This window comes from Mesorhizobium sp. A556, from assembly GCF_054489545.1.
On sequence record NZ_JBTMXA010000011.1, the window covers coordinates 33829 to 45386 of the forward strand.

General features: G+C 62.2%; 8 protein-coding genes and 1 pseudogene. 7 read left to right on the plus strand and 2 right to left on the minus strand.

Annotation, left to right across the window (positions count from 1 at the left end):
* The first annotated feature begins 133 nt into the window (after positions 1 to 133).
* The 7 genes from ACX3P0_RS19280 (at position 134) to ACX3P0_RS19310 (ending at position 9666) form a co-directional block, all read left to right on the plus strand.
* Positions 134 to 865, plus strand: coding sequence for a c-type cytochrome (locus ACX3P0_RS19280; RefSeq protein WP_459091009.1), 732 nt, complete (start codon positions 134 to 136; stop codon positions 863 to 865).
* 156 nt (positions 866 to 1021) lie between these two features.
* Positions 1022 to 2905: an extracellular solute-binding protein gene (locus ACX3P0_RS19285; RefSeq protein ID WP_459091011.1), complete on the plus strand. Its 1884-nt coding sequence runs from the start codon at positions 1022 to 1024 to the stop codon at positions 2903 to 2905.
* Positions 2905 to 4773 (plus strand): extracellular solute-binding protein, encoded by a 1869-nt coding sequence (locus ACX3P0_RS19290; RefSeq protein WP_459091185.1) that lies wholly within the window; start codon positions 2905 to 2907, stop codon positions 4771 to 4773. The genes ACX3P0_RS19285 and ACX3P0_RS19290 overlap by 1 nt, the downstream gene beginning before the upstream one ends.
* A gap of 30 nt (positions 4774 to 4803) precedes the next feature.
* Complete coding sequence (locus ACX3P0_RS19295; protein WP_459091013.1) at positions 4804 to 5907, plus strand: microcin C ABC transporter permease YejB; 1104 nt, start codon at positions 4804 to 4806, stop codon at positions 5905 to 5907.
* Positions 5907 to 7061: an ABC transporter permease gene (locus ACX3P0_RS19300; RefSeq protein ID WP_459091015.1), complete on the plus strand. Its 1155-nt coding sequence runs from the start codon at positions 5907 to 5909 to the stop codon at positions 7059 to 7061. The genes ACX3P0_RS19295 and ACX3P0_RS19300 overlap by 1 nt, the downstream gene beginning before the upstream one ends.
* On the plus strand, positions 7058 to 8689 hold the full coding sequence (locus ACX3P0_RS19305) for an ABC transporter ATP-binding protein (RefSeq protein ID WP_459091017.1): 1632 nt from the start codon (positions 7058 to 7060) through the stop codon (positions 8687 to 8689). Before ACX3P0_RS19300 ends, ACX3P0_RS19305 begins: the two co-directional genes overlap by 4 nt.
* Before the next feature lie 35 nt (positions 8690 to 8724).
* Positions 8725 to 9666 (plus strand): 2-hydroxyacid dehydrogenase, encoded by a 942-nt coding sequence (locus ACX3P0_RS19310; protein WP_459080860.1) that lies wholly within the window; start codon positions 8725 to 8727, stop codon positions 9664 to 9666.
* A 170-nt stretch (positions 9667 to 9836) separates the two neighbouring features.
* Here ACX3P0_RS19310 and ACX3P0_RS19315 read toward each other — a convergent pair.
* Both ACX3P0_RS19315 and ACX3P0_RS19320 read right to left on the minus strand, forming a co-directional pair.
* Positions 9837 to 10748, minus strand: a pseudogene (locus ACX3P0_RS19315) (YifB family Mg chelatase-like AAA ATPase); the annotation flags it as partial.
* Between the two features lie 367 nt (positions 10749 to 11115).
* Positions 11116 to 11544, minus strand: coding sequence for a hypothetical protein (locus ACX3P0_RS19320; protein WP_459091019.1), 429 nt, complete (start codon positions 11542 to 11544; stop codon positions 11116 to 11118).
* Positions 11545 to 11558 lie beyond the last annotated feature (14 nt).

Consider the following 11558-nt stretch of genomic DNA (forward strand, 5'->3'; position numbering starts at 1 on the left):
TCCTTATAGGTGTTGCAACGCCCGAGCAAAAGACCTAGTTTCCGCCCGATTTGACCAGCTCCGCGGGGTGGGTCGCGACACCGACGAAACAGGCTGGATGGATCGGCCTTTTCGGAACAGGAGCCTGGGGCGAATGGACTCTTTTGAAATCAATAAACTGATCGGCGGATTACTGGGGACCGTATTCATCGTGTTCTCGGTCGGTATCGTTTCCGATTCGCTGTTTGCCTCACCGACGCCGGAAAAGCCGGGTTTCGTCATCGAGGCGGCCGAACCGGCCGAGGGCGCTGAGGCTCCTGCCGAGAAGGCGGTGCCGATCGCCGATTTGCTGGCAAAGGCGGACGCAACCAAGGGCCAGGCCGTCTTCAAGAAGTGCCAGGCCTGCCATTCCGGTGAAAAAGGCGGACCCAACAAGGTCGGCCCCGACCTGTGGGAAATCGTCGATCGTCCGGTCGCCCACCATGAAGGATTTGCCTATTCTTCCGGCATGAAGGCATTCGCCAAGGACGGTTCGGAAAAGTGGACCTATGACAATCTCAACCATTTCCTGATTTCGCCGAAGAATTTCGTGAAGGGCACGGCCATGGGCTTTGCCGGTCTCAAGAAGGACGACGAGCGCGCCGACGTGATCGCTTATCTGCGCACGCTGGCCGATACGCCGCTGCCGCTGCCGACACCTGCTGCCGCCGCGCCTGCCGAAGGTGCTGCTCCAGCCGAAGGCGCCGCTCCTGCTCCGGCTGAAGGTGCGGCACCTGCTCCGGCTGAAGGTGCGGCACCTGCTCCGGCTGAAGGTGCAGCACCTGCACCGGCCAAGGACGCTGCACCTGCCGCAGCGCCGGCCGAGCCTGCACCGGCCGCCCAGTAACGAACTTGTAATCGCTGAAATTCTTGAAAAAGCCGGGTTCTGCCCGGCTTTTTGCTTGGTGAGGGCAAGCCGGCTGCCGCAAAGCGTTTCCGACGGTTCCCATACCGGGCGAATAATCTACATTGCTGAAACAGCAGAATCGAAAAAGGGATGCGGATGCGGGTTTGCTGGACGATGGCGGTGTTGAAGACGGTGCTGGCGGCCGCCGCGCTGGCAGGCTCCCTTGCCGCCGCCTCGGCGGATGAATGGCGCACCACCTCGTCGCTGATCGGTGAATCCAAATATGGCGAAAACTTCCAGCACTACGACTACGTCAATCCGGATGCGCCGAAGGGCGGCTCGCTGAACACCGTCGTCAGCGGCGCCTTCGACAGCTTCAATCCGTATATCATCCAGGGCGCGGCGGGGGCTGGTCTTGCTTCCTTCGGCGGCGGCTTGCTCTACGATACGTTGATGGACCAGGCGACCGACGAAGGCAGCGTCAACCATCCGCTCGTGGCCGACGCCTACAAATACCCGCCGGACTATTCCTCCGCCACCTACCGCCTCGACCCGCGCGCAAGATGGCATGACGGGCAGCCAATCACCGTCGATGACGTGATCTGGTCGTTCAACGTGCTGAAGAAAAACAGCCCGATGTACAACCGCTATTTCGAGAACGTCACCGAAGCGGTGGCCGTGTCCGACCGCGAGGTGGAGTTCAAATTCAACCAGAAGGGCAACCGCGAACTGCCGCAGATTCTCGGCGGTCTGGTCGTCTTGCCGAAACACTGGTGGGAGGGCACCGACGCCAAGGGCAACAAGCGCGACATCACCAAGCCGACGCTGGAAATTCCGCTCGGCTCGGCGGCCTACAAGATCAAGAGTTTCAAGCCGGGGTCGGAGATCGTGTGGGAGCGCGTGCCCGATTACTGGGGCGCAGAACTGCCGGTCAAGATCGGGCGCGAGAATTTCGACATCCGCCGCTATGTCTACATCCAGGACGACAACGCCGAATGGCTGGCCTTCACCAAGGGCGGGCTGGAAGACATCAAGCCGGAAAACAGCTCGCGACGCTGGGCCACCGCCTATAATTTCCCGGCCCTGAAAGCCGGCGACGTCGTCAAGAAGGAATTCAAGACCGCTTCGCCCGAGCCGATGCAGGGCTTTGTGCTCAACCAGCGGCATCCGCAGTTCCAGGATCGCCGGGTGCGCGAGGCGCTGACCTACGCGCTCGATTTCGAGAGCATGAACCGCACGCTGTTCTTCGGCTACAACACGCGCACCACCAGCTATTTCTCTGGAACAGATCTCGCATCGAGTAGCCTGCCGTCGCCGCAGGAACTGAAAATCCTCGAACCGTACCGCGATCAATTGCCCCCGGAATTGTTTACGCAACCCTTCAAGCTGCCGGTCTACGACACGCCCCAGGCGGAGCGCAGAAACCTCGGACACGCGGTAAAGCTGTTCGAACAGGCCGGCTGGCTCATCAAGAGCGGCAAGATGGTCAATGCCCAGAGCGGCGTGCCGTTCAAGCTCGAAATCCTCGGCCGCGACCCGACCGACGAGGTCATCGCCAACCCCTTCATCGACAATCTGAAGAAGATCGGCGTCAGCGCCTCGCTGCGTATCGTCGATCCGAGCCAGTATGTGAACCGGGTGCGCAGCTTCGATTTCGACGTGGTGACCGGCATGTTCGGCCAGTCCGACTCACCCGGCAACGAGCAGCGCGATTTCTGGAGTTCCAGGGCCGCCGACACGCCGGGATCGCGCAATTTGATGGGCATCAAGAACCCGGTGGTCGATGCGCTGATCGACCGCGTCATCTACGCCACCGACCGGGACGATCTCGTCACCGCCACGCATGCGCTCGACCGCGTGCTTTTGTGGAACTACTACGTCGTGCCGCAGTGGCACCGCTCGGTCGTCTGGCTCGCCTACTGGAACAAGTTCGGCATTCCCGACAAGCAGCCGGCCTATATCGGCGCCGACATCGAGTCGTGGTGGGTCGACCAGGCCAAGGAAAAGGCGCTGGCCGCCAAATACAAGAGCGGCAATTGATTTTCTCCCTCCCCCGCCGCGATTTTCTCGCCCTTGGGGCGGCTGCGGCAGTGTCTGCCCTGCTACCCGGCAGGGCCTTCGCCAACACGCCCACGGGTGTGAGGCTGCATGGCCTGTCGGCTTTCGGCGATCTCAAATACACTGCCGATTTCCCGCACTTCGCCTATGTGAACCCGCAAGCGCCCAAGAGCGGGGCGATGAATTTCGCGCCGCCCAACTGGACCTTCAACCAAAGCCCGCTGACCTTCAACACGCTGAATTCCTTTGCCTTGAAGGGCGATGCGCCGCCGCGCATGGAACTGTGCTTCGACACGCTGATGACCCGCGCGCTGGACGAGCCGGACGCCGTTTACGGCCTGCTTGCGGAAAGCGTCACGCTTTCCGGGGATCGCAACAGCTTCGATTTCGCGTTGCGGCCTGAGGCGCGCTGGCATGACGGCACGGGTTTGACCGCCCATGACGTGGCCTTTTCGCTGCTGCTCTACAAGGACAAGGGCCATCCCGACCTGCTGCTGCCGCTGGCGGAACTGACAGAAGCGTCGGTGCTGGACGAGCGCACCGTGCGGCTGGTATTTTCGGGAAAACAGTCGGCGCAGACCATTCTCACCGTCGTCACCATGCCCATCGTCTCGAAGGCCTACTATACGGCCAACGCTTTCGAAGCCTCCACCATGACCCCGCCGCTGGGTTCCGGCGCCTACAAGGTCGGGCGGGTTTCAGCCGGCCAGTTCATCGAATTTGAACGCGCCGCCGACTATTGGGGCAGCGACCTCGCCGTCAATCGCGGCCAGAGCAATTTCGACCGCATCCGCATCGACTTCTACCGCGACCGGCAGGCGGCGTTCGAGGCGTTCAAGAAGGGCGACACCACCTTCCGGCAGGAGTTCGTCGCGCGCGTCTGGACCACCGGCTACGATTTTCCGGCGTTGACGCAGGGCAAGGTGGTCAAGCGCGAATTTCCCGGCGAGAAATGGCCAGCCATGCAGGCGGTTGCCATCAACCAGCGTCGCGAGCGTTTTAGCGACGTGCGGGTGCGGCGCGCGCTCGATCTGTGCTTCGACTTCGAATGGACCAAGCGCACGCTGTTTTCCGGCTCCTACGACCGTTCGCAATCGAACTTCGAGCAGTCGGACTTTCGCGCCGATGGCCTGCCTTCACCACAGGAACTGGCGCTGCTGGAGCCGTTCCGGGCCGAACTGCCGCCGGAAACCTTCGGCGAGCCGGTCATGCAGCCCGTTTCCGACGGGTCGGGCCGCGACCGGAAATTGCTGGGCGAAGCGGCAAAATTGCTGACGCAAGCCGGCTGGAAGCGGTCGGGCGGCTTTGTCGTCAACGCCAAGGGCGAAAAGCTGGCGGTCGAGATGCTGGCGCAGGACGATTCGCTGGTGCGTATTTTTTCGCCATGGGCCGATAACATGAAGGCCATCGGCATCGACGCCTCGGTGCGGCTGGTCGATTCCAGCCAGTATGAAGAGCGGCAGAGCACTTTCGATTTCGACCTCAACATGCTCAGGGTTTCGATCGGGGCCACGCCGGGTGTCGATAGCCTGGAATCGCTCTATTCTTCACGCGCGGCTGACCGGCCCGGTACGCGCAACTATCCCGGCGTGAAAAGCCCGGCGATCGATGCGCTGGTGGCCGCCGCCGGCCGGGCGCAAAGCCGCACTGAGCTGGTTACGGCGCTCCGGGCGCTCGACCGGGTCTTGCGCGCGCGGCTCGACTGGATTCCAACATACTATCTGGCGAATCACCGTGCCGCCTTTTGGGACCTGTTCGGCTTCGTCGAGCAAAAGCCCGATTTCGGCTTTCCGGTGGAAACGCTGTGGTGGTTCGACGAGGAAAAGGCGGCGAAGATTGGCAAGCGGTAGTCTTTTGACGTTGGCAAGGATGCTCGCCTGATGGGTTCCTACATCCTGCGCCGAATCCTGCTGATGATCCCGACGCTGCTCGGTATCATGGCGATTTCGTTTGCCGTCATCCAGTTCGCGCCGGGCGGGCCGGTCGAGCAGATCATCGCCAATCTGACCGGTCCGGGCGGCGGCGCCAGCGACCGCCTCGGCGGCGGGGGCGGCGGGGATAGCGGCGGCCGCAATTTCGAGGTCGGCGGCGATACCGGCTCCAAATATCGCGGCGCGCAGGGGCTCGATCCCGAATTCATCGCCAAGCTGGAAAAGCAGTTCGGCTTCGACAAGCCGCCGCTCGAGCGCTTCGGCAAGATGATCTGGGATTATTCCCGCTTCGATTTCGGCGACAGCTATTTTCGCGACATTTCCGTGCTCGACCTGATCCTTGAGAAGATGCCGGTCTCCATTTCGCTCGGCCTGTGGATCACGCTGATCTCGTACCTGATCTCCATCCCGCTCGGCATCCGCAAGGCGGTCAAGGACGGTTCGGCCTTCGACGTGTGGACCAGCGGCATCGTCATCGTCGCCTACGCCATTCCCGGCTTCCTGTTCGCCATCCTGTTGATGGTGCTGTTTGCAGGCGGTTCGTTCTACGACTGGTTTCCGCTACGCGGCCTGACCTCCGACAATTGGGAACAGTTATCTTGGCCGGCTCGCATCCTCGATTATTTCTGGCACCTGGCGCTACCGCTGACGGCCATGTCGCTGTCGGCCTTCGCCACCACGACGCTTCTGACGAAAAATTCCTTCCTTGATGAAATCCGCAAGCAATATGTGGTGACGGCGCGCGCCAAGGGCCTGTCGGAACGCCAGGTGCTGTATGGCCATGTCTTCCGCAATGCCATGCTGATCGTCATCGCCGGCTTTCCGGGCGCGTTCATCTCGGCCTTCTTCACCGGCTCTCTGCTGATCGAGAACATCTTCTCGCTGGACGGGCTCGGCCTGCTCGGCTTCCGTTCCATCGTCGAGCGCGACTATCCGGTGGTGTTCGCCAATTTGTTCATCTTCTCGCTGATGGGCCTCGCCGTCAGCCTCATTTCCGACCTCATCTATACCTGGATCGATCCCCGCATCGACTTCGAGCGGAGAGACGTGTGATGTCGGATATCCAGCTAAAGGCAGCGGTGAAGGAAGAGCGCGACCGGCCCATGCGCCGGCCGTTCCTGTCGCCGCTCAACCAGCGGCGCTGGCAAAGTTTCAAGGCCAACCGCCGTGGCTACTGGTCGCTGTGGATCTTTCTTGTCCTGTTCGTGCTGTCGCTGTTTTCCGAGTTCATCGCCAACGACAAGCCGATCCTCGCGTCCTACAAGGGTGAGATCCTTTTTCCCGTTCTGGTCGACTACCCGGAAGAAAAGTTCGGCGGCTTCTATGCGGTGGCGGACTACCGCGACCCGGTCATAAGCGACGAGATTGAAGCCAATGGCTGGATGCTCTGGCCGCTGGTCCGCTATTCCTACACCACCGTCAACAATGCCATTCCCGAGGCGGCACCTGCCCGGCCTTCCTGGCAATATGACGAAAAGACCCGCTGCAGCCAGTATGCGAAAGGCGCGGCCGATCCCGACTGCATCGTCGGCAACTGGAACTGGCTGGGCACCGACGACCAGGCCCGCGACGTGCTGGCGCGCGCCATCTACGGCTTTCGCGTTTCCGTGCTTTTCGGCCTGATCCTGACCCTCGGCTCGGCCATCCTCGGTGTTACGGCAGGTGCTGTGCAGGGCTATTTCGGCGGCTGGATCGACCTTCTGTTCCAGCGCTTCATCGAAATCTGGACGGCGATACCTGTGCTTTACCTGCTGTTGATCGTTGCGGCGATCCTGCCGCCGGGCTTCTTCATCCTGCTCGGCATCATGCTTCTGTTTTCCTGGGTGGCGTTCGTCGGTGTCGTGCGGGCCGAGTTCCTGCGCGCCCGCAACTTCGAATATGTGAATGCGGCCCGCGCGCTCGGCGTGCCGAACCGCACCATCATGTTCCGGCATATGTTGCCCAACGCCATGGTGGCGACGCTGACCTTCCTGCCCTTCATCCTCAACGGCTCGATCTCGACGCTGACTTCGCTCGATTTCCTCGGCTTCGGCCTGCCGCCGGGTTCTGCCTCGCTTGGCGAACTGCTGAAGCAGGGCCAGCGCAACCTCAACGCGCCATGGCTGGGCATTACAGGCTTCGTTACCTTGTCGATCATGCTGTCGCTGCTGATCTTCGTCGGCGAGGCGACGCGCGACGCCTTCGATCCGAGGAAGACGTTCAAATGAGCGCCACCCCTTTGCTTTCCGTGCGCGATCTCTCCGTTGCCTTCACGCAGGGCGGGCGGGAAGTGCTCGCCGTGGACCGTATCTCCTTCGACATCGCCAAGGGCGAGACGGTGGCGCTGGTCGGTGAGTCCGGCTCCGGCAAATCCGTCTCGGCGCTGTCTGTGCTCAAGCTTCTGCCCTATCCGCCGGCATCGCACCCATCGGGAAAGATCCTGTTCGACGGCAAGGACTTGCTGGCGCTCAACGAGAAAAAACTACGGAGCGTGCGCGGCAACAAGATCACCATGATCTTCCAGGAGCCGATGACCTCGCTCAATCCGCTGCACACGATCGAGCAGCAGATTGTCGAGGTGCTGAAACTGCATCAGGGCATGGGCGACAAGCAGGCGCGTGCTCGCGTGCTGGCGCTGCTCAACGAGGTCGGCATCCGCGAGCCGGAAAAACGGCTCGGCGCCTATCCGCACCAGCTTTCCGGCGGCCAGCGCCAGCGCGTCATGATCGCTATGGCGCTGGCCAACGAACCGGAACTCTTGATCGCCGACGAGCCGACGACCGCGCTCGACGTGACCGTGCAGGCGCAAATTCTCGAACTGCTGGCCGGGCTGAAGAGCCGTAAAGGCATGTCGATGCTGTTCATCACGCACGATCTCGGCATCGTCAGAAAAATCGCCGACCGTGTCTGCGTGATGACCAACGGCAAGATCGTCGAAACCGGCCCGACCCGCGAAATCTTCGACAACCCGCAGCACGAATACACCCGCCATCTGCTGGCCGCCGAGCCGAAGGGCAGGCCGCCGGCACCCGACCCCGCCGCCAAAGCGGTGATGACGGGCAAGGCGATAAAAGTCTGGTTCCCGATCAAGCAGGGCTTTTTCCGCAAGGTGGTGGACCATGTGAAGGCGGTCGATGGCATCGACGTCACCGTGCGCGCCGGCCATACACTTGGCGTCGTCGGCGAGTCCGGCTCGGGCAAGACGACGCTTGGCCTGGCGCTGTCGCGCATGATCTCGTCCACCGGCGCGATCAATTTCAACGGGCAGGACATCAACCAGCTTTCCTTCAACGACATGCGGCCGCTGCGGCGCGAATTGCAGATCGTCTTCCAGGATCCCTACGGCTCGCTCAGCCCGCGCATGTCGGTGTCGGAGATCATCGAGGAAGGCCTGAAAATCCACGAGCCGAAACTGTCAGCTGACGAGCGCGACGCGCGTGTCGTTGCCGTGCTGAAGGAAGTCGGCCTGGATGCGGCGACCCGCATCCGCTATCCGCACGAATTTTCCGGCGGCCAGCGCCAGCGCATCGCCATCGCCCGCGCCATGGTGCTGAAGCCGCGTTTCGTCATGCTGGACGAACCAACATCGGCGCTCGACATGAGCGTGCAGGCGCAGGTCGTGGATCTGTTGCGCGACCTGCAGGCCAGGCACGACCTCGCTTATCTGTTCATCAGCCATGACCTGAAGGTGGTGCGGGCGCTGGCCAACGACGTCATCGTCATGCGCAACGGCAAGGTGGTCGAGGCCGGCTCTTGCGAGCAGATTTTCGAAAACCCGCAAACCGACTATACTCGGGCGCTGATTTCTGCTGCCTTCAGGATAGAAACGGCGCCCGCCGGGATCGTCAGTCAGTAGCGCATTCGTAGGAGACCCGACACAACATGCCCACATTGGAAAAAGGCCGCGTCCTGCTCGCCATCACCGGCTTCCATCCGCAACGCTGGCACGAATTGCTGTCTGCCGAGCGCGAGGTGGCGATGGAGCCGGACGGTCCCAACGATCCCTCGATCACCTATGCGGTGGTTTGGAAGCAGCGGCCGAACCTTTTGTCGGGCCTGCCCAATCTGCGCGCGATCTTTTCCGTCGGCGCCGGCGTCGATCATATCTTCGCCGATGCGACCGTCCCCGATGTGCCGATCGTCAAGGTCGTGGCCGACAACCTTACCCAGCACATGACCGAATATGTCGTGTGGCGCGTGATCGACCATCACCGCCAGGGCATTCTCTACCGTGCCCAGCAGCAGAAGAAGATCTGGCATGAGCCGCCGCAGCGGCCGGCTGGCGACATCGCCGTCGGCATCATGGGGCTGGGAAACCTCGGCCAGGCGGCGGCGGCGGCGCTGCTGGCGCTCGGCTTCCGGGTCAACGGTTGGTCGCGCACCGAAAAAGCCGTGGCCGGCGTCACCACTTTCGCTGGCGAAAGCGGACTGATCCCGTTCCTGAATTCGACCGATATACTGGTTGTGCTCCTGCCTCTGACGCCTGCGACGCAGGGCATGGTGAATTATGGCGTGCTGAAGGAACTGCGTAGGCGCAACGGCCTGGGCGGCGCGGTGCTCATCAATGCCGGGCGCGGGCGGTTGCAGAAGGATGCCGACATCCTGCGCGCGCTGGACGACGGCACGTTGAAGGAGGCGAGCCTGGACGTCTTCGAGGTCGAGCCGCTGCCCAAGACCAGCCCGCTTTGGGGGCACCCGAAGGTGTTCGTGACGCCGCACGCGGCAGCGACTTCGGACCCGACGCACCTCGTGCCGGGCATGCTGAGGCAGATGGATGCCTTCGAGCGTGGCGAGAAACTGCAGAATCTGGTGGATCGCAAAGAAAACTACTGATCCGTAGACGTTCGTGGCGAGCGTGGCCAAGCCGCCGGGATACAAAAGGGCGGCCGCCCTTGGATTTGGCATCTGCGGGTCCGGCACCGGCAGAACCCGCAGGCCACAGGACGACCAGCAGTCCACGTCGCTTTCATTGTTGCATTAAACGGGGCGGATGAAGCCGTACTTCAGGCTGCCTGCGCCAATCGTTGCGAGTTCATCCGGTAGGCGATCGCTTCCGCCAGGTGAAGACGGCCCACCGTCTCGCTGGCATTGAGGTCGGCAAGCGTGCGCGCCACCTTCAGCACGCGGTGATAGGCGCGCGCGGAAAAGCCCAGCTTTTCGCTGGCGTCGCTCAACAGCGCCATTCCGGCGGCGTCGGGCGCGGCGATCTGCTCGATAACGGCCGGCGGGCAATGCGCGTTCGTGGTGACGCCGAAAATGCCAAGCCGCTCGAAACGCTCGCGCTGGATCGTTCTGGCGCGCGCCACTCGCTGCGCCACCGCCGCACTGTTTTCAGCCCGGCCCGGGCGAATCAGGTCGCTTGCCGACACCGCCGGCACTTCTATCCGCAAGTCGATGCGGTCGAGCAGCGGCCCGGAAATGCGTGCCTGATAGTCGGTGCGGCAACGCTCGCCGCGCACGCAGCGGTAGCCCGGTTCGCCGGCCATGCCGCAGCGGCACGGGTTCATCGCCGCCACCAACTGAATGCGCGCGGGGTAGGTGGTACGGTGGTTGACGCGCGCGATCATGCACTCGCCGGTTTCCAGCGGCTGGCGCAGGGCGTCAAGCGTCTGCGGCGAAAATTCGGGAAATTCGTCGAGGAACAGAACGCCATGATGCGCCAGCGAAACCTCACCCGGCCGGGCGCGAAGCCCGCCGCCGACCATGGAGGCCATCGAGGCGGAGTGATGCGGAGACCGGAACGGCCGCCGGTCCGTCAGCTTGCCTTCGCCCAGCTCGCCGGCGACCGAAGCGATCATCGAAACCTCGAGCAGTTCCTTAGGCGCCAGCGGCGGCAGGATCGACGGCAGCCGCTGCGCCAGCATCGACTTGCCTGACCCTGGCGGCCCGACCATCAAAAAGTAAAGCCCGCCAGATATTAGGCAATGTTAAATAACGGTTTTGGTTGGCCTCCAGCCCGCCCGTTTCTGGGGAAAGCGAAATTGGGGAAGCTGCCATCCTCTGGCCGCATGGTCGGCCGCAACGTACCCCGTTTCAGACGCCGCAGCGCTGGATTGAGGATCCCGACAGTTGACCTCGAGAACCGCACGCACGCGCGGCGATTGGCCAGCCGCGCGCGTCTAAGCTCATCGAGATGGCCGAAATCTTTGGCCGTAGGACGCTCCAAAAGATCTGGAGCTATTCCAATCTTTCGAGAAGTCACGTCAAGCGCGCGGTGAAAGACTTGAACGAAAGGAGCTTGTGATAGCAGAGGTTTGTACAACCGCGCCATGACCATCCTTGCTATTTTAGAAGTTCATCAAGCTGCGCGATCATCTCAGAAAGCTTCGTGCGCGTGTCGATGAACTTCTTCTCCGTGACCAGATAGGGGCGGCCCGCCAGGAGAAGCACAGTCTCCAACACCGCGTCCGAATGACGGCAAAGCTGGATGAGGGACTCCCCGCTGGGGCCATTTCGCCCCTCATACCAGTTCTTCACAGTCCGCTCGTTGGCGTGCGTCAGTGCGACAATGGCCTTGATCGCACTGGCATTGCCGTTGAACTCTTTCTTGAGCGCCTCCGAGATCGCCTTTGCAAAGCCGTCAGCGCCAAGCCGCGTGTCCGGAGGATCGGGCGGTAAAGTTGTTCCTGAATTGGACCGAATGTTTCGGTCCTTCTTTACAGACGACATACCACCTTTCCTTCCGATAAAGGTGAGTGCCCGACTGCCCACTGTGCCCGGTAGTA

What these genes read in the sequence shown, in the direction of transcription:
- ACX3P0_RS19285 (WP_459091011.1), top strand. Translation starts at nt 1,022, where the DNA reads ATGCGGGTTTGCTGGACGATGGCGGTGTTGAAGACGGTGCTGGCGGCC.
- ACX3P0_RS19280 (WP_459091009.1), top strand. Translation starts at nt 134, where the DNA reads ATGGACTCTTTTGAAATCAATAAACTGATCGGCGGATTACTGGGGACC.
- ACX3P0_RS19295 (WP_459091013.1), top strand. Translation starts at nt 4,804, where the DNA reads ATGGGTTCCTACATCCTGCGCCGAATCCTGCTGATGATCCCGACGCTG.
- ACX3P0_RS19300 (WP_459091015.1), top strand. Translation starts at nt 5,907, where the DNA reads ATGTCGGATATCCAGCTAAAGGCAGCGGTGAAGGAAGAGCGCGACCGG.
- ACX3P0_RS19305 (WP_459091017.1), top strand. Translation starts at nt 7,058, where the DNA reads ATGAGCGCCACCCCTTTGCTTTCCGTGCGCGATCTCTCCGTTGCCTTC.